Here is an 18,088-nt window from a genome sequence, read left to right on the forward strand (position 1 = left end):
CCCCGCCCCCCCTCGTCTGGAGGTTTGATGCAGCCGACGCGTGACAGCGGACGTTGGCCCGAGTTGGATGTTCTGCGAACTCTGGCCGTCGTCCTGATGGTCGGCAACCACACTGCGACCCGCGTGGCCGCATCCCCTCCCCCTTGGCTCGTCGACGCAGCCGATTTGGTCGGAAGCATGGCGCCCGTCGCCTTTTTCTTCCTGACGGGATTCGGCAACGGCATCCAATCGATCGGAAAACAGCCCGGAAACCGACTGCACCAGTTGATCAAGGTCGGGCTACTTCTGTTCGCCGACGTCTTCCTGTGGGTGTCGCCGTCGACCCATCTGGGACTCGACTTCCTCGCCTTCATCGGCCTCAGCGTTCTGCTCCTCAAGGAGCTTTCCAGACTGCCTTACAGCGGCCGCATTGCAGCGGCGGCGGCCGTCGCGGTGGGACTCGCGAGGTTTCTCCTGGGTCCGCTCGCTCGGCCGATGCTGCCCGATACGATGCTCGGCCACTCGGCGGGAGCTCTTTTGGGCGTTTCAGGACTCGCGGGACTGTCTTACCCGCCGGCCCCCTGGTTGTGTTATCCCTTGCTGGGCTATGCCTTGGGTCGTCTGGCGGCGCGATGGAGAACCCGGTTCGTCGATCACTGGAAAGGGGTCGCGTTGCTTGCCTCGGCGATCGGGATCGTCTCGACGGCTGCCGCGATGCTCCTGGCCTCGCGCGGGCTCATCATTTTCCGATGGGGGACCGTTTCGCTCACCTTCTTCATCGCCAGCCTGGCGGCCATCGGATTCCTCGCGGCGATCGCGATCGTCGCTGGCCGATCACCGGCGGCGAAGTTCCTGTCGACTGAGGCGCAGGCCAGTTTCGCCGTGGTCCCGCTGCACTATATGCTCCTGCACCTGCTGGACGCCGCTCTCGGTCCGGCGACAGGGTCGGCCTCCTACCTCGTGCGGTTCTTGACCGTCCTCGCGCTGAGCCTGATCGGAGCGTCGCTGGCGTCTCAGTTCAGTGCTCTGCTGAGAAGGCGAGGGGACGCCGCCGTCCAGACGGCCTGGCTGACGGTACTCGCAGCCTGTGCAGCCACGGCGATTCTCCTTGCCGTTCACCCCATGTCGGAGGCGTCCTCGACGGCGCTCCGCTTCGTGGCGCAGTCGATGCTATGCATCCTGCTGGGGCTTCCGATTCCCTCTCTGTCACCCAGTCGTCCAGAGCCACGCGTCTACGCCGAAACCGCCAGCCGCCACAATCCGGACAACCAGTAGAGCCGCCCTCGCCCCGACATCGCGCATTCCTTGGACCGGATTGTAAACTTGTTATGATGAAGCTGAGCGGCCCTGGCATGAAGCCGCGGTGGTTCACCGGGGCCCCGTCGAGCATCAACAGAGGAATACAACGATGCGATCCCGCGGCTACTGGTCGCCCTTGCTGGCGGCGGCGCTCCTGGCGATAGGAGCCGGACGCGAGGCCTCGGCGTATGACGTCTGGGTCGAGACCGTCGACTGGGTGCCGACGTCGAGCGTCGTGAGCGTCCCTTCGTACCTCGCGACCTCCTACGTCGTGCCGACGTCCTTCTCCGTGCCGACCTACTACGCAACGGCCTACGTGACCGAAACGGCGGCCGACGTCATCGTCCCCACGAGCTACGTCGCCAGCAGCTACGTCGTGCCGACCTATTACGAAACCCGCTTCCGTCGCAGCCTCTTCGGCCGACGTTGGATCCCAACCGGGACGCGGGCCGTTTACCCGACGACCTACACCACCTCCAGCTACTTCCCGACGACGCTGTATTACCCGTCGTCCTACGTCGTGCCGACGACGTTTTCCTCCGCGCCGGTGGTCGTCGACCGCGGCGTGGTTGCGACGGCTTACACGGCGCCCAGCACCTGCTGCGCCGACTCCGTGATCGCCTCGCCCACGTCGGTCCGCGTGGTCGCCCCCGAGTCGCCCTCAATCCGTCGGCCGGCCCCGTCGGCGAGCGCCGAGGACGATCTGAACGAAGCGCCCGCCCTCCCCTCGAACGTTCAGCCGCCTCCGGCTGCTCCGAAGTCGAACCGGCCGGCTCCCGTGCAGTCGCAGCCGAAGGCCGTCTTGCCCGAACCAGGCGAGATCAAAGGCGGCGAGCCCCCAACCCCGCCGGCCGCTGAGCGCCAGCAGTCGACGGTCCGCCCCAGCGCCGAAGAGCCGCCGGCTCCGACCACCCCGGCCAACTCCGAAGAGGTCTCCCCCGCCCCCGGCGATCTTGGGCTGAACACCCGTCGCGAGGCCATGCGGCCGGTCTACGATCCGGCTCGGAGTGTCGACCCGGCGCGTCGGAACGTCCTGTTCGGTCGGGTCCGTTCTCGCGACACGGGCGAGGTGGAAGAAGGCGTCCGCATCGTGGTCAGCAGCCGCACGGGCGTCTTCGAGGATCGGCCCGCGCACACGGACGCCTTCGGCCGCTTCGCCGTTCGCGTCCCCGACGGCGATTGGACCGTCCGCGTCACGATGCCGAGCGGTCGCATCTACGCGGTCAGCGAGATCACCGTCGACAAGGGCCTGATCGTCGACGCCGAGGGCCGGGACGTCCCGAGCCTGACCATCACGCGCTGACCGATCCCACCGTCGCCGATTCAGGCGGCCGACGCCCCCGTTAATGCGGGGCCGTCGGCCGTCAGGCTTCTCTCTCCGAGGTGCAGGATGTCCGACGAACTCGACATCGAGCCGGTCCGCCTCTGCGTGGCTTCCAGCGAGGCCGAGGCGACCTTGATCGTCAATCTTCTTCAGGACGACGGTATACCCGCGCGCTCCGACGCGACGCCGGCCAGCGGCGTCTTCGGCGGCCTCCCTTTCGAGTCCGGCCACAGCGTCTACGTTATGCCCTCCAACGCGCGCAGGGCTCGGGAAGTCCTCTCCAACTACCCTCACTTCCAGGACCTGAAGAACGTCCACGAACCGACCAGCGACTGACCTCGATCGCCCCCTCCGCGTCGGACTGGTCGTCAGCTACTTCCACCCCTTCGCCAGCGGAGCCGAGCGCCAGGCGCTGGCGCAGGGGGTCGAGTTGGTTCGTCGGGGGCACTCCGTCCGCGTCATCACGCGGTCGGTCCCCGGCTATCCAATCGATGACGAGGAGTACCGAGGTCTCCAGATCCACCGTTGGATCCGGACGTCGAATCGAGGGCCTCTCTTCGGCCTCTCGTTCGTCGCGGGGTTTGTCCGCGCGCTGCGGAGCCTCCGCGGCGAGTTGGACGTCGTCCACACTCACCAGGCGCTCTGGGAGGCGGTCTCGACGGGCCTGGCCCGACCGTTTCTGCGCGGGATTCCAACGCTCGTCCAGCCCGCCGCCTCGGGATACTACGGCGAGGCCCAGGAGTTGATGCGGACTCGCGGAGCCCCGTTGCTCCGACGCCTGATCCTGCGGAACACCCACTTCGCGGCGATTTCCGACGACATCGCCGGAGAGTGGTCCGCCCTGGGTGTTCCGTCGGACCGGATGACCCGAACGGCCAGCGGCGTCGACACCGAGGTCTTCCACCCCGGCCCGAGCGCCGTCGAGGCCGACCTGCTGCCGCGACCGCGAATCGTCTTCACAGGCCGGCTGCATCCGCAGAAGAACCTGCCGCTGTTGCTGAACGCCTGGGTCGAGGTTGCCCGACGCACGCCGGCGAACCTGATCCTCGTCGGCCCCGGCCCCGACCGCCAGCCGCTGACCGAGCTGGCCGAGTCCCTCGGCATCGCCGACCGCGTTCAGTTCGCGGGAGCCGTCCCCAGCCCCGCCGAGCATCTCCGCGCCGCCGACCTGTTCGTCCTCCCCAGCCTGGCCGAGGGGATGAGCAACTCGCTCCTGGAAGCGATGGCGACCGCCCTCCCCTGCGTCGTCTCGGGCGTCGGCGGCAACACTGATCTCGTCACCCCCGGCTCAACCGGCGTCCTCGTCCCTGCCCCCACCCCCGAAGCCTGGTCCTCCGCCCTGATCCGCCTGCTCGAAGCCCCAGAAGAGGCCCAACGCCTTGGCGCGAACGCCCTCACCCGCGTCGAGTCCGAATACTCGCTGCGGGCGGTGGTGGATCGTTACTTGGGGCTGTACCGTCGGCTGATTGCAGAGGCTCACTGATTGGGAAGGGCCATGTCTGGCAGCGAAGCGTTTGCGGGGAGTTTTTCGACGCGACACGCGGGCGACGACCTCAGAAACCCTTTCAATCTCCTTGTCGATCTGAGCTCGTTTGGATTTCAGAGCTTCCAGAGCCACCTGAGTCTTGGCCAGTTCGGCCTCCACCTGGGTTATGCAGCCGACTGCTCGCGCGATCCCGAAATCTCCGAATCCCGTATTCGCCGAAGCCCCTCTATCCAGCCGCAGCCCCCTCAAACCGTATGACCGGCACTTCTAGAATCTGGATTGGAGATTCTTCTCCTTCACCTCAAGATCCGTCTTCTACAATCTCCTTAACAGACACGCGCGGCGGTCCGGCGAGCATCGCCGCTCGCCTGCATGAGATTGCACCCTGATTGGCCGCAAGGCGCAACGAGATCAAACCTGCCATGATCGGGCGGCTGAAAGCTCCCATCGTCCTGGCCCACGGACTGTTCGGGTTCTCGCGGATAGGGTTCGGGCCGGTGACGCTGACCTCCTACTTCCGCGGCATCCCGGACGTGCTGCGCGCGGCGGGGAACCGCGTCCTGACGACGCGCGTCCATCCCATCGCGTCCATCGACTTCCGAGGTCGTCGCCTTGGGTACCGAATCGACACCTACTTCCCAGACGAGCCGGTCCACATCATCGGCCACAGCATGGGCGGGCTGGACGCGCGTCGGCTCCTCGCCGAGCCAGGCTGGCGAGACCGGATCCTGAGCCTGACGACCGTCGCCACGCCCCACATGGGGTCGATCCTCGCCGACTTCGCCAAGCTTCGGGCGGGACGGATCTATCGTCTCTTGAATGCACTCGGGATCGACTATCGCGGCTTCCTCGACGTCACCCGGCTGTCCATGCACCGTTTCGCCCGGAAATACGGGGCGATCGACGGCGTCCCCTGCTTCTGCGTCGCGGGCGAGCCCGAGGCGACCGACGTCTCCTGGCCGCTGCGAAGGCTCTACGAAGCGCTCGGCGAGATGGAGGGGCCCAACGACGGTCTCGTCCCGGCCGCGTCGGCCCTGGCCTTCGGGGAACCGCTGCCGGCGTGGCCGCTGGATCACCTTCGCCAGATGAACTGGCTGACCCACGCCCGCGAAGAATCGGACGCGGCCTACGTGCCGGCATACTACGGCCGGATCATCGCCAACCTGATCGACCTGGGCTACGGCGCCGATGAAGACGTCGAGGCTGTCGGAGCAGTCCCAGCCGCTCGAACCTCAGCCTGAGGCAGATCATCGGGAACGAGGAGAAAATGCGAACCCCCATCGCCTCGACCTCAGGTCGCGACGATGGGGGTTCGGTGATTTCTCGCGCTGAGCCGATCAGTTCGAGCCAGCGGCCCAGAAACCGAGCGCCGAGGACGACCGGCCGACTTTCCTGGTCGTGGCCGTGGAGGCGAACGCCTCGGCCATCGCCAGCGAGTTGATCGACGTGCTCGACGAAGTCCCAGTCGTCGGCGCGATCGTCGAGGTCTTGACGGCGATGGAAGCGGTCGCCGACTGCGCGGGGGTGACATTCAAGGTGTAGACCCCGCTGCTGGCTGCGTAGAGTTCGGGATTCCCGAGGAAGACGAACTGGAACTGGTGGGTCATCGCGGACAGGGTCGACGTCGTGTAGGTCGCCGTCGTCACGCCGTTCGACGTGGTCAACTGCGGGAAGGCGATCGGGATGCCGTTGTCCAGGATCATGACGCCGCCGGCGTTGTTCGAGATGTTCCCGGTCGCAGTTAACGTCGCGGTGAGCGTCACCGACTGGCCGAGGGTCGCCGACGTGGGGACGCTGGCAGTCAACGCGGACGCCCCGCGAACGACGACCTGCTTCGTGGTGGCCGTCGCCGAGCCGAAGTAGGGATCGTTCGTCCCGTCGTAGGTCGCCGTGACGACGTAGGTCCCCAGCGGCACGGGGGGGATGTTGTTGAAGACGGCGAGCCCATTGACCATCGTACCGCTGTAATTCACCGTCCCGATGTTGATCGAGACCTTACCCCCGTTGGGGACGGGAAGCCCAGCCATCGACGAGGCGGCGTTCACCGTAATCTTCAAAGCACCGCCGATCGCCCGCGGGTTGACGCTCGTCGAGACGGTCAGGACCGGCAACGCCTTGGCGACGCTCAAGGTCGTCGGCGTCGTGATCGAGTATCCGCCCGTGTAATTCGTGAACACGGCTCGATACTGGTAGCCGGACAGATTGAGCGTGGGGGTGAAGGTGTACCAGGTCTGGTTGGCGTTGTAGATATCGGCCCAGTTGGTTCCATCGCTGCTGAGCTGCCACTGCACGCCGCTGCCGACGATGGCGGTCGGGAGGGAGGCGGTCAGCGTCAACGGCACTCCGACGTAGGCGTTGGTGGTCGTCGCCGCCGCGGATTGGTTCGTCCCGCTGGTGGTGGCGCCGCTTCCGGCGGGCGTCGTCGTGGTCTTGGAAATCGAAGCGGAAGACGTCGCACCGGCGGCGTTAACGACGAGCTGGTAGACGGTGGAGCTGGCCGCGAAGAGCTCTGGGTTGCCCAGGAAGACGAACTGGAACCAGTGCGACCCAGCCGTCAGAGCCGACGTGGTGTAACTGGCGGTCGTGACGCCGTTCTGCGTGCTGAACTGCGGGAAAGCGATCGGCACCCCCGTGTCGAGGACGACGACGCCGCCTTCCATGTTCGAGATATTGCCCACGGCGGCCAAAGTGACCGTCAAGGTGACGGCCTGGCCGACCGTCGATTGGGCGGGGACCGAGGCTGTGATCGCGGACGTCCCTCGGACGACGACCTGGCTCGTCGTTGTGATCGCCGAAGCGAAATTCGCGTCGTTCGTCCCGTCGTAGGTGGCGGTGACCACGTACGTCCCCAGGGCGAGGGTCGGGATGTTGCTGAAGACGGCCTGGCCGTTCGTCAACGGCTGCGACAGGTTGTTCCCGCCGAAGTTCAGCGTCACGGTCCCGCCGTTGGGCGATCCGACTCCGGAGGCCGAGGCGGCCGTGACGGTGATGGTCAGCGGATCGCCGATGCGGCGGGGCTGGGCGCTGGTAGCGATGGTCAGCTTCGTCACGGCCTTGACCACCGTAAGCGTCGCGGCCGTCGAGGTCGCCGTGCCGCCCGAGCCGTCCGAGAAGACGACGCGGTATTGCTTGCCGGAGTCGGCCATCGTCGGGACGAGGGTGTACCAGGCGTTCGTCGCGCCGCTGATGTTCGACCAGTTGGAACCGTCGGTGCTGACCTGCCACTGGGCGCCGAGATTGAGCGCCGCGGTCGAGGAGGCCGTGAACGTGGTCGACTGGCCGACCGTCGCGGTGCGACTCGTCGGGTTGGCGGTCACCTGGAGCACGGGGGCTTCATAGAAGAAGTAGGCCGCCCCCTGGTAGGGCTGCAGCGGGTTGACCGTCGCCAACGGCGCGCCGGCGAGGACCGTGGTCGCCGAGACCGCCACGCCCTGGCCCAGATGATCGCTGGCGGCGCCGTCGGAAGCCGTCAAGCGCGCCGTCTGCGTCCAGGTCACGCCCGAAAGGTGGTCGAACACATAGACGACCCCCTGATGGGAGTTCGAGCCCACCGCGGCCTGGGCGGCCCCCACCGCGGCGCGACGACCGTCGGGCGAGAGGCTCACATCCAGGCCGAACTCGTCGCCGGCCTGACCGTCGGAAGCGGTGATTTTCGCGATCTGAGTCCAGTTGGAGAGCGAGCGGAAGAAGACGTAGGCCGCTCCCTGGTTCGCATTGCCGCCAACGTCGACCAGAGGGGCGCCCACCAGCAGGGTCGAACCGTCGTCGTTGAGCGCCACCGCGGCTCCGAGGCCGCTGTCGGCGGCGGCGTCCGAGGCCGTCAAGACCTTGATGACCCCGTTGTAGTAGGCGTAGACCAGCCCTTGCGTGGTGTTCGTCCCCACGTTCGCATTGGGCGCGCCGACGGCGAGCGTCGTCCCGCTCGCGCTGAGGGCCACGGCGTATCCGTAGTACGACGAAGCCGAGAGCGTGCTCTGCGTGAGCTTGGAAGCCTGAGTCCAGGTCGAACCCGACTTGCCGAAGTAATACACGGCCCCCAGGTCGGTCTTGCCGGCCGAATCGGCGTAGGGCGTCCCAACCACGAAGACGGACCCGCTGGCGTTGGCCGACACGGAGAAACCGAACATGTCGCCGGCGGCGCCGTCGGAAGAGGTCACCTTGGCAGCCTGCGACCAGGTCGACCCGCTCAGCGTGAAGACGTAGGCCGCCCCCTTCTGAACGTTGCCGACGGTCGCGTCAGGCTGGCCGACGACGAGCGTCGAACCATCAGCGCTGAGGGCCACCGAGTAGCCGAAGCCGAAGTCATCGGCGGGCGGGCTGGAATCGACGGTCAGGCGGCTCGTCTCCCCCCATGACGCTCCGTTGGAGCTGAAGATGTAGACCGCGCCGGGAACCGAAGCGACGGAAGAGCTCCGGGCGCCGATCGCCGCGGTCTTGCCGTCCGCGGAGAGTGAGACCGCGTTCCCGAAATACACCGCCGTCCCGCCGACCGAGGGGTTCACCTTCGACTGCTGCACGAAGGGGTCGATGGTCAGCGGGTACTGCGCCTTGGCGTCGTCGACGACGATCGAAACCTCTTGTCGGCCGTCGGTCGACGTGGTGACCACCATCCGCGCCGGGACCGTCGCGCCGGTGGCGTCGTAGGCGATCAGACCGCCGTAGACCATCGACGAGGAGCCGTCAGCGCTGGCCAGCGTGACGCTGGTGCCATCGGACGAGGCGGCGGCCTTGTAGTCGCCGCCGAGGGCCAGGTCGATCGTCAAGAGTCCGCTCGAAGCCCCTCCCGCCGGCCGCGCGTCCAGCGTGAAGCCCTGCTGCAACCCCAGCGGGCCGTTGACGAACCACTGCGAGATCGCGCCGTAGTCGTATTCCACCCGGTTGGACGAGGCGACGGTCGTGGCGGCTCCCAGGGACGTCTGATTGTCGCCGTAACCGATCCCAACCACGTCGAGCGACCAGGACGATCCGGCGCCTGCGACCTGGAAACCGCCGGCGTCCACGTAAGCCGTGTAGGAGTTGGCCCCGTTCGAAAGCGAGTAGCCCCCGGTCCCCGTCGCCGAAACCGCGTACGACGCCTCCCCGGCGCCCAGAGCCGCCGACGCCGCGTACTGAAGCCCCAACGGAAGCTGCTGGGTCTCGGCGGACGCCGATGAGGAGACCGAATCCGCCCCGATCGCCGCCGACCAGGCGCCCGTCGCCGGTGCCAGTCGGTCTTCCAGCAGCTCGCGTTCCGGACGCCAATCTCGGCGTCGTCGCATGGAAGAGCTCCGGCCGGACTTACTCGCAGGGGCCGAACGGCGATGCGGATCTCGGTTGCGGTCGACGAACATGTGGCGATTCCCGTGGTTGCTGTTGCTCGTGGCGGTGGAAGCCGTTGTTAGGCGCAGCGCCGGCCCGGCCGCCTCAGGAACGCCTCTCAGGGCCTCCTATGAACGACGGCTTCCAGGGAGGGGCTTTTTCTTGCCCAGGCAATCTAGCACCCTTCATCCTCCAGTTTCCACCCATTTGATTCGTTGACGCGCCGCGGCCGCCCGTCGATCGTCGATCTGGCACGAATCCGTACGTGAACTCCCTTGGTTTTCCTGAACTTGAGGACTTAATCGCGCTTAAATACGCACCAACGGTGTCGCTTGCTGTCAACAACCTCTGTGGCACGGACGCGACGATCGCGACCAGCGAAGGACTTGCGAGTCCTGTCCGGTCGATACATAGTAGTGGTCGCCCCTCCCTCGCCGACATCCCCCCCATGGCAGGAGCCCTCCGCGATGACGCGCCCCCCCGGCTGGAATCGACGCGACTGGATGAAAACAGCGACGGCCGCCGGCCTGGCCTCGGGACTCCCCGCGGCGCGGGCCGCGACCCCCGCCGATCCCGACCGTATCCGCGCCGAAAACGCCAAGCCCGGAAGCCGCGACTGGATCAACACCAAGGTTCGGGTCGATCCGAAGACCAAATTTCGGAGCCCCGGGATCGAGGGTTATCTTTCGCGCAGCAGCGTCCGGCCCGGCGAATCGCTGACGCTCCACGTCAGCACCAACCCGGCCTCTCGATTCACCGTCGAGTTGTATCGGATGGGCTTCTACCAGGGCCATGGCGCCCGGTTGATGGAGAAGCTCGGCTCGTTCCCCGGCCAGGTCCAACCCGACCCCGAGATCGGCCCGATGCGGCTCCGCGAGTGCAAGTGGGAGCCCTGCGTCACGATCACCATCCCCGAAGACTGGGTGAGCGGCGTTTATATCGGCAAGCTCAAGGCCGAGCGCGAGGGGCTGGAGAGTTACGTCGTGTTCGTCGTCCGCGACGACCGCAAGGCCGACTACCTGTTGCAGGTCTCCGACCACACCTGGAACGCCTATAACCGCTGGCCGTCGAACTTCGCCCTCTACGACGACGGCAAGAAAAGCTGGTACTGGGGACCGGACGTCCAGACGAGCTTCGACCGGCCCTACGGCAAATACTGCCAGATCTTCGATGCGCCGCTCTCGGTGGGCTCGGGCGAATGGCTCCTCTGGGAGTTCCCCTTGGCCTTCTGGATGGAAGAACAAGGCTACGACGTCACCTACATCTCCAACTTCGACACCCACTTCGACCCCGAAGGGCTCCGCCGCGCGAAGGGGTGGATCTCGATCGGCCACGACGAATACTGGTCGCTGGAGATGTTCGAGACGATGAAGAAAGCCCGCGACGAGGGGCTCAACATCGCCTTTCTCTCCGGCAACGCCATCTGCGGCGTGGTCGACCTGCACCCCTCCAGCGACGGTCGACCGGGACGGATCATCGAGCGCGTCGGCCGATTCGGCTCGCCCCGCCAGGGGGAGTTGGAACACGGCTTCCCGGAGGAGGCCCTGTTCAAGAAGAACGGCCCCAACGAGGCCACCCTCATCGGCGCGCAGAGCACCTATCCCGTCACCGGCGGCGGCGATTGGATCTGCCGACAACCGGCCCACTGGCTCTTCGCCGGCTCCGGGATGAAGGAAGGCGACGCGATCGGCGGCCTGGTCGGCTGGGAATGGCACGGTGAGCCCTGGCAGATCCCTGGGCTGGAAGTCGTCGCCAGCGGCCCAACCACGAGCCCGCGCGGGGAGGGGCTCTACACGGCCACGATCTATCCCGGGCCCAAGGGGAACATCGTCTTCAACGCTGCGACCATCTGGTGGGCGACTGGCCTTTCGGCCCCGCCGGGCTTCATCATGCCCAACGTCTACACCCAGCCCAAAGGCGTCGACCCTCGCGTCCAGAAGATTACGGCCAACCTCCTCGAACGCCTCCGGAGCACCGCGTGAAGCGTCTCATCGCCTCGTCCCTGGTACTCGCTCTCTACCTTGCGGCTTCGGTCCACGCCGAGGAGTGGACCAAGCCGCAGCCGCTCCGCACCGGCGATCTCATCCGGTTCGTCGCCCCGGCCGGCCCGGTCGACAAGGAACTCGTCGACCACGCCCGGACGCTTTTCGAGTCGATGGGCTACAAGGTGTACGTCCCCGAGGGGATCGAGCGGAAGTGGATGTACCTTGCGGGGACCGACGACCAGCGCGTGAACGAACTCAACGAGGCGCTCCGCGACCCCAACGCCCGCGCGGTCTTCTCCTGCCGAGGCGGCTACGGGCTCACCCGCATCCTCGACCGGGTCGACTATGAGGCGCTGCGGAAGCATCCCAAGATCGTCGCGGGGTATTCCGACCTGACGGCTCTCCATCTGGCGATCGGCCTGAAGTGCCGGCTCGTGACGATCCACGGGCCGATGCCGATGTACTCGCTGGCGAAATCAGGCGAGGAACACCGGTACGCCAACGACCTCTTCTGGAGGCTGCTGCGCACGGGCAAGTACTCGGACGACCCGGCCGCCGCCCTGACCGTTCCTCTCCCTTCGCCGTCCGAGCGGCCGAAGGCCCTCGTTTCCGGCAAGGCGACGGGGAGGCTCACCGGCGGGAACCTGACGTTGCTCGCGGCCACGGCGGGCACGCCCTACCAGATGGAGACCAAGGGACGCATCCTCTTCATCGAGGACACGCACGAGGAAGGCTACAGCGTCGACCGGATGCTCAGCCAACTGCGGCTGGCCGGCCTGCTCGACGGCCTCACGGGAGTCGTCCTGGGGAGCTTCGACGGCGCCGACGAGGCCGAGCTGGCCCAGGTCTTTCGCGACTACTTCGTCGGCAAGGGATATCCCGTGGTGACCGGCTTCCCGGTCGGTCACCTGCCGCCCAACGCCGTACTCCCTTACGGCGTGCAGGCGGAACTCGACGCCGACGCCGGGACGCTCCGCCTGCTGGAATCGCCGTTCGCCGCCGATTGAACACGGGGCCCGTTACGGGCCCCGGATCACATCAGACCTGCGCCTCGACAGGCTCCGGCGTCGGCGGAGTGAGCTTGTCGAGGAGCACGGCCACCGTCATGTCGCCCAGGACGTTGGACGTCGTCCGGCAGCGGTCGAGGAACCAGTCGATCGTCAGCAGGATGGGGATCTTGTCCGCCGGCAGCCGGACCGCGGCGAAGATCAGGGGCATGGTGACGAAGCTGCCTGAAGGGATGCCGCCAGCGCCCACGCTGGCAACAAGCGTCGTCAGCATGATGATCACCTGATCGGTGAGGCTCAGCGAGTACCCCAGCGCCTGAGCCATGAACAGCGCCGCCGTCGCCTGGTAGAGCGCGGTGCCGTCGTTGTTGAAGTTGGTGCCGATGCAGGCGCAAAGCTGGCTCGACTGACGGGTCACTCCCAACCGCCCCAGCGACTTGAGCGTAATCGGGATCGTGGCCGCAGTGCTCGCCGTGCTGAAGGTGTTGGCCATCACGTCGGCCGCCCCCTTCAAGAACCGGACGGGAGACATCCGGGCGAGAAACGCCATCTGGAGCAAGTACCAGGTCACCTGGCAGCAAAGCCCCAGAACGACGACGCCAATGAGCTTGACGAGCGAGCCGAGGATCCTCATCCCCTCCGCATGACCGACCTGCGCGGCGACGATCCCCAGGACCGCCAGCGGCACCAGGGCCACCACCCAGAGCAAGACCTTCATCATCAGCTCGAAGGCGATCGAGAGCAGGTCGACGACAGTCTGGAACGACTCCTTGCCCTGGGCGCGGTGGGCGTCTCGGATCTTGACCAACCCGATCCCCAGCGCGATCGTCAGGACGACGAGTTGGGCGATGTTGTTGGTGGCGAACGCCTCGCCGATGCTCTTGGGGACAAGCTCCGTGACCAGCTCGGAGACGGTCTTCTTCGCGATCGTCCGGACTTCGCCGGGCTCCTTCAACTCCGCGCCGGCGCCCGGCTGGATGAGGTTCGACAACCCGAGGCCGATCATCATGGCGACCAGCGTGTTGATCAGGTAGAGGAACATCATCATCGCCCCCTGCCGTCCGCGAATGTCGTTGGCGACAATCGCGTGCAGGATCGCCAGCACGACCAGTGGAGCCGCCAGCGCTGTCAGGGCCCGCATGATCAGGTTGGGGATGATTTCGAGCGACTTGGCCCCCTCTCCCCAGAACCAGCCGAGGGGAATCGCGATCAAGACGGCGATGATCACCCAGACGTAGAGGGGCAGTCCGCCCAGTGAACTCTCAGGTTCGTCCTCCACGGGCGGGGCGCCGATCGTTGGATCGAGTTCCGAGTTCAACAGGTTTGTGGCGTCGTCGCGGTCGTACTCGCTCGGCGGCATCGCGGTCTCCGGGTCTCGTCGGGGCGGCGCAGGGGCGATCCGAGGGGATTCGCCGTCCAAGGAGAGGACCCACGATTATGCCGACCCGCCGCCTCGACTGCGAGAGCGCGACGCTCGGTGGGTGTGCCTTTGGATTTTGGCCGAGTTCTGGGCAAGGACGGTCTTCCCCTCTGGCGGGGGAAGACAGATCGCGCAGCGATCAGATGAGGGGGACGACCGGCGCTGGATACGCATTCGGCGGCTGGTTCAAGATCCGCCGCCGATCCCCCCTCATCCGGCCCTGCGGGCCACCTTCCCCCGCGAGGGGGGAAGGCCGTTACGGCACCAATCCAGGGCGAGCCGACGCCCCGGTCACTTCTTCTCGGCCAGGGCGGGCTTGCCGTCCTCGTCGACGTAATGGACGGCGGCCCCGTCGGGGAGTTTCTTCAACTCGGGCTCGATCGCCGCGCGGTCGCCGACGATCAGGGTCGTCATCGTTTCGGGCTTCAGGTAGACGCCCGCGAGCTTCTGGAGCGTCTCACGGTCGACCGCCTCAATCCGCCGGATCGTGTTGGCCAGATAATCATCGGGCAACTCATATGCGGAGATGATCGAGAGTTGATCGGCCACGTCGAAGGTCGTCTCGAACCGGCCCGGGAAACCGTAGATCGAGCGACGGCGGGCGAACTCGACCTCGTCGTCGGTCAGCGGCTTCGGGCCCTGGAGGATGGACAGCTCGCGATGGACCTCTGCCACCGACTGGCGCGTCACGTCAGTCTGGACCGAGCCCTGGATCTCGAACCACCCCGGCGCGCGGAGCGGGCGGAATTCGGAGCCGATCCCATAGCTGTAGCCTTTCTCCTCGCGCAGGTTCATGTTCAACCGGCTGGAGAACTGGCCGCCGACGATCGCGTTGAGCAGGCTGAGCGCCGGGACCTCGGGCGACTTCCGCTCGATGCCCAGCCGGCCGACCGCCAGCACCGACTGCGCGGCCCCCGGCTTGTCGACCACGTACACGCCCTTCTCCGCGGGGTCTTGCGGAGCACCCGGCACGACCTTGCCGGGTGCAGGAGTCGCCTTCCACTCGCCGAACCGGGCTTCGAGGGTCTTCGCGATCGCGTCGGGCTCAACGTCGCCGACGACGATCAGGGTCGCCGCCGAGGGAGTGAAATGGGCCTTATGGTAGGCGGCCACGTCTTCCCGCGTGATCGATTCAACCGTCGCTTTCGTCCCAAGCTGCGGCCTTCCGTAGGGGTGCTTGCGACCGAAAACGAGCGTGCGGAAGAGGTCTTCCGCCACCTCGTCGGCCGAGTCCCGGCGCGACTCCAGGCTGGCCAGGCGGAGGATCTTGCGGCGGTCGACCTCGTCCTGAGGGAAAGTCGAGTTCCGCACCACGTCGGCGTAGACGTCGAGCGCGCGGTCGAGGTGGCGGAGCAGCGTCGTGAGGGTCGCCGCGCTCCATTCCAGGCTGCAGGTCAGGCCGAGCTCCGCCCCCATCTCCGAGAGTTCACCTGCGATCTGGAGCGAGGTCCGCTTCGACGTGCCGGCGTCCAGCAGGCCCACGGCGAGCGAGGAGAGCCCCTCCTTGCCGTCGGGCGCGGAGGTTTCACCAGTGGGGAGGACGAGCCGGAAGCTGACGATCGGCAATTCCCGGCGCGGGACGATCCAGACCGTCAGGCCGTTGGAGAGCGTCCGCCGCACGAAGCTGGGGGGCGTGAAGGCCGGCGGCGGGCCGACGGCTGGAATCTTGGCCGAGGTCTCGGTGTCGGCCGCCTGCTGAGTGGGCTCGAACGGCGAGGGCGCGGGTCTGGCGACTTCGACCTCGGCGGGACGCGTCGGCGGCGGGCCGGGGACGACGTCGAGCCGGATGAAGGCGTCGGTCAAATACTGGTTCGCAACCCGCTTCACGTCGGCCGGCGTGACGGCGAAGAGGCGGTCCAGCTCGCCGCGATACGCAAGCGGGTCGCCGCCGATGGCCTCGTACGAACTGAAGGTCTCGGCCTTGGTGAGCACCGATTGAAGGCCGAGGATCAGCCCGCTCTCGCGGCCGTTCTGGCTCTTGGCGACCTCATCGGCGGTCGGCCCCTCGCGCTTGAGGCGGTCGATCTCCGCCAGGGCGATCTTGACGATCGCGTCCAGGTCCCCGCCCGGAGGGGCGAGCAGGTCGACCTCGAAGGTCCCGGAGAGCTTCATCGTCGGGTGCTGGGCGCTGACGTGGGCGGCCAACTGGCGGTCGTGCATCAGGGTGCGGTAGAGCCGGTTCTCCTTGTCGAGACCGCCCAGGACCGACGCCAGCACGTCGAGCGCCGGCTCGTCGGGGTGGAAGCTCTGGACGGTCGGCCAGACGAGCTGGGCGCGAGGGAGCGAGACGCGGTCGGTCTGGCTGATCTTCACCGGGCCTTCGAGCTTCGGCACCCAGACCTTGGGCCGCTCGATCGCTGGGCCCTTCGGGATCGGACCGAACGCCTTCTCGATCCAGCCTTTCACCTGGGCCTTATCGATGTCGCCGGCCACGCAGAGGATGGCGTCGTCGGGGGCGTAGTAGGTCCGGAAGAACGCGGAGACGTCGTCGAGGCTGGCGGCGGAGAGGTCGGCCATCGAGCCGATGACCTCGTGGCGGTAGGGGTGGCCTTCCGGGTAGAGGGCCCGCCGCAGGGCCTCGTCGGCCATGCCGTACGGGACGTTCTCCACGCTCTGCCGGCGCTCGTTCTTGACCACGTCGCGCTGGTTGTCCAGCTTCTCCTGGGTCATCGCCGGAATCAGGAAGCCCATGCGGTCGGCCTCCAGCCAGAGCGACAGCTCTGTGGCGTTGGAGGGGACCGACTCGAAGTAGACCGTGCGGTCCTCGGTCGTATTGCCGTTGATCTCCGCGCCGAGCTTCTCCAGCGGCTCGAAGTAGTCCTTGTCGTGGTGCTTCGACCCCTGGAACATCATGTGCTCGAAGAGGTGCGCGAAGCCCGTCCGTCCCTTCTTCTCGTCCTTCGACCCGACCTTGTAGAGCACGTGGACGGCCGCCACGGGCGTCTTGTGGTCCTCGTGCAGCAGCACGGTCAGCCCGTTGGGTAGCGTGTACTTCTCCACGTCGAGCGAGGGGACCGCGTGGGTCCTCGCCGGAGCGGGCTGCTGGCCGAACGCGGGGTGAGTCAGCACGAGAAGCGCGAGGGACGAGACGGCGGCAAGTCGCATGCGGGGGATCCTTCCTGTCGGCATGAGTCCTGGGCTTCAGAATATTCGTGGCAATCTTCCTTCTCCCCTTGTGGGAGAAGGTGCCGCGTAGCGGCGGAAGAGGGGTGGGATCGCCGGGAGCTTGGCGGCCCCGAGAGCTTCCTTTGCATTCTTTACCGGTCGTTTTCTCCATCCGCCCTCGGGAGACGATGAAGATCGCCAGAGGCCGGCACGATCTCCCATCTTGAGAAACTGGCGAATCCGAGAAAATCGCCGAAAGGGATCCGAGGCGCTCCAGATTGCGCACCGATCGCATTCAACGTGCAGGATGCCAACCTTTGTAGGATCGCCCAGGAAGTGTCGTACGGTCCCTGTACCAAGGACACGTTCTTATCGATTGCCCAGTGATATTCTGATGACAGATCCAACATCATTAAAATTAACGATTGGATCTCGACAGCGAGTTTTTTGACCGAATCGTCTTCGATCCGATGGAACATTTCGTGGATCAGCGATGCGCAGGTGATGGCGACGGCCTTCGACGGTATCGGGATGTCCTCGTAGAATCCGTCCTCATCTACACGCCGATAGAGGATGCTTTCCTCATATCGGGGGCAATAGGATCTCAGGCCATCCGCTGATTGCGCCAGAACCCTGAAGGCTTCCGTCAATTCGGCGGGGATCAAGATCTCGGCCCTTCGTAATTCACGCGGCAACGGATGACGTCCCGAGGTCTGACGGCGTCATGGCGAGCTGCCGGGGAGCGTGTAGCCGTCGGCGACCGCCCCCCTCATCTGACCGCTTCGCGGTCTGTCTTCCCCCGCGAGGGGGGAAGACGTCGGACAACCCGCGCTCAGAAGCCTGGTCAATCGGCCGGCCGGGTCCCTGCCGGGACTCCCGTCACCGACGAGCGCTGGAGGACGTTGACCCACAGGTCGTTTTCGACGCGGATCTGGCACGAGAGGCGGACGTTCTCCGGGAGGTCGGGGATCGTGATCAGCTTGGCGGCCTCGTCACCCTCGGGCGGGGGGACTTCGCCGGCGACGATCTCGACGCGGCAGGTGGTGCAACGGGCGTTGCCGCCGCATTTGTGCATGATGTCGATCCCCGCGTCCTCGATCGCCAGCACGAGCTTCTTGCCCGCTTCGACCTCGAACGCCTTCTCCCCTTCGACCGTCACCATGGGCATGGACTGGCTCCCGTAAG

12 protein-coding genes are annotated in these 18,088 nt (G+C 66.5%); 7 read left to right on the forward strand and 5 right to left on the reverse strand.

Annotation, left to right across the window (positions count from 1 at the left end):
* The first annotated feature begins 27 nt into the window (after window positions 1–27).
* The 5 genes from G5C50_RS23580 to G5C50_RS23600 all read left to right on the forward strand — a co-directional run bounded on the left by G5C50_RS23580 (window position 28) and on the right by G5C50_RS23600 (window position 5,329).
* On the forward strand, window positions 28–1,254 hold the full coding sequence (locus G5C50_RS23580; protein ID WP_165073420.1) for a heparan-alpha-glucosaminide N-acetyltransferase domain-containing protein: 1,227 nt from the start codon (window positions 28–30) through the stop codon (window positions 1,252–1,254).
* Window positions 1,255–1,387: 133 nt separating this feature from the next.
* Entirely contained in the window at window positions 1,388–2,581 is a 1,194-nt protein-coding gene (locus G5C50_RS23585) for a carboxypeptidase regulatory-like domain-containing protein (RefSeq protein ID WP_165073421.1), read from the forward strand.
* Between the two features lie 87 nt (window positions 2,582–2,668).
* Window positions 2,669–2,938: a putative signal transducing protein gene (locus G5C50_RS23590; RefSeq protein WP_165073422.1), complete on the forward strand. Its 270-nt coding sequence runs from the start codon at window positions 2,669–2,671 to the stop codon at window positions 2,936–2,938.
* A gap of 25 nt (window positions 2,939–2,963) precedes the next feature.
* Window positions 2,964–4,085 carry a glycosyltransferase family 4 protein gene (locus G5C50_RS23595; RefSeq protein ID WP_165073486.1) on the forward strand — a complete coding sequence of 374 codons (1,122 nt, stop codon included), beginning with the start codon at window positions 2,964–2,966 and terminating at the stop codon, window positions 4,083–4,085.
* A gap of 425 nt (window positions 4,086–4,510) precedes the next feature.
* Window positions 4,511–5,329, forward strand: a complete 819-nt coding sequence (locus tag G5C50_RS23600) for an esterase/lipase family protein (protein WP_165073423.1) — start codon at window positions 4,511–4,513, stop codon at window positions 5,327–5,329.
* 96 nt (window positions 5,330–5,425) lie between these two features.
* On the opposite strand, the gene G5C50_RS23605 is transcribed toward G5C50_RS23600, so the two are convergent.
* Window positions 5,426–9,346, reverse strand: coding sequence for a beta strand repeat-containing protein (locus G5C50_RS23605; protein ID WP_165073424.1), 3,921 nt, complete (start codon window positions 9,344–9,346; stop codon window positions 5,426–5,428).
* 507 nt (window positions 9,347–9,853) lie between these two features.
* Here G5C50_RS23605 and G5C50_RS23610 point away from each other — a divergent pair.
* Together G5C50_RS23610 and G5C50_RS23615 are read left to right on the forward strand one after the other, a co-directional pair.
* Window positions 9,854–11,368, forward strand: a complete 1,515-nt coding sequence (locus G5C50_RS23610; protein ID WP_165073425.1) for a N,N-dimethylformamidase beta subunit family domain-containing protein — start codon at window positions 9,854–9,856, stop codon at window positions 11,366–11,368.
* The gene (locus tag G5C50_RS23615) at window positions 11,365–12,378 is read left to right on the forward strand and encodes a S66 peptidase family protein (RefSeq protein WP_165073426.1); all 1,014 of its coding nucleotides are present in this window, start codon (window positions 11,365–11,367) and stop codon (window positions 12,376–12,378) included. The genes G5C50_RS23610 and G5C50_RS23615 overlap by 4 nt, the downstream gene beginning before the upstream one ends.
* Window positions 12,379–12,409: 31 nt before the next feature.
* Here the strand turns inward: G5C50_RS23615 and G5C50_RS23620 are convergent, their stop codons facing one another.
* The 4 genes from G5C50_RS23620 to G5C50_RS23635 form a co-directional block, all read right to left on the reverse strand.
* Window positions 12,410–13,738, reverse strand: a complete 1,329-nt coding sequence (locus G5C50_RS23620; RefSeq protein ID WP_165073427.1) for a dicarboxylate/amino acid:cation symporter — start codon at window positions 13,736–13,738, stop codon at window positions 12,410–12,412.
* 351 nt (window positions 13,739–14,089) lie between these two features.
* Window positions 14,090–16,903, reverse strand: coding sequence for a M16 family metallopeptidase (locus tag G5C50_RS23625; protein WP_165073428.1), 2,814 nt, complete (start codon window positions 16,901–16,903; stop codon window positions 14,090–14,092).
* A gap of 152 nt (window positions 16,904–17,055) precedes the next feature.
* The gene (locus G5C50_RS23630) at window positions 17,056–17,568 is read right to left on the reverse strand and encodes a hypothetical protein (protein ID WP_165073429.1); all 513 of its coding nucleotides are present in this window, start codon (window positions 17,566–17,568) and stop codon (window positions 17,056–17,058) included.
* Between the two features lie 179 nt (window positions 17,569–17,747).
* Window positions 17,748–18,071, reverse strand: a complete 324-nt coding sequence (locus G5C50_RS23635; RefSeq protein WP_165073430.1) for a 2Fe-2S iron-sulfur cluster-binding protein — start codon at window positions 18,069–18,071, stop codon at window positions 17,748–17,750.
* Window positions 18,072–18,088: the final 17 nt, after the last annotated feature.

This window comes from Paludisphaera rhizosphaerae (genome assembly GCF_011065895.1).
Taxonomy (GTDB): domain Bacteria; phylum Planctomycetota; class Planctomycetia; order Isosphaerales; family Isosphaeraceae; genus Paludisphaera; species Paludisphaera rhizosphaerae.

Coding starts and splice junctions, on each gene's coding strand:
- G5C50_RS23580 (WP_165073420.1), top strand. CDS start 28: ATGCAGCCGACGCGTGACAGCGGACGTTGGCCCGAGTTGGATGTTCTG.
- G5C50_RS23585 (WP_165073421.1), top strand. CDS start 1,388: ATGCGATCCCGCGGCTACTGGTCGCCCTTGCTGGCGGCGGCGCTCCTG.
- G5C50_RS23590 (WP_165073422.1), top strand. CDS start 2,669: ATGTCCGACGAACTCGACATCGAGCCGGTCCGCCTCTGCGTGGCTTCC.
- G5C50_RS23600 (WP_165073423.1), top strand. CDS start 4,511: ATGATCGGGCGGCTGAAAGCTCCCATCGTCCTGGCCCACGGACTGTTC.
- G5C50_RS23605 (WP_165073424.1), bottom strand. CDS start 9,346: ATGCGACGACGCCGAGATTGGCGTCCGGAACGCGAGCTGCTGGAAGAC.
- G5C50_RS23610 (WP_165073425.1), top strand. CDS start 9,854: ATGACGCGCCCCCCCGGCTGGAATCGACGCGACTGGATGAAAACAGCG.
- G5C50_RS23620 (WP_165073427.1), bottom strand. CDS start 13,738: ATGCCGCCGAGCGAGTACGACCGCGACGACGCCACAAACCTGTTGAAC.
- G5C50_RS23625 (WP_165073428.1), bottom strand. CDS start 16,903: ATGCGACTTGCCGCCGTCTCGTCCCTCGCGCTTCTCGTGCTGACTCAC.
- G5C50_RS23635 (WP_165073430.1), bottom strand. CDS start 18,071: ATGCCCATGGTGACGGTCGAAGGGGAGAAGGCGTTCGAGGTCGAAGCG.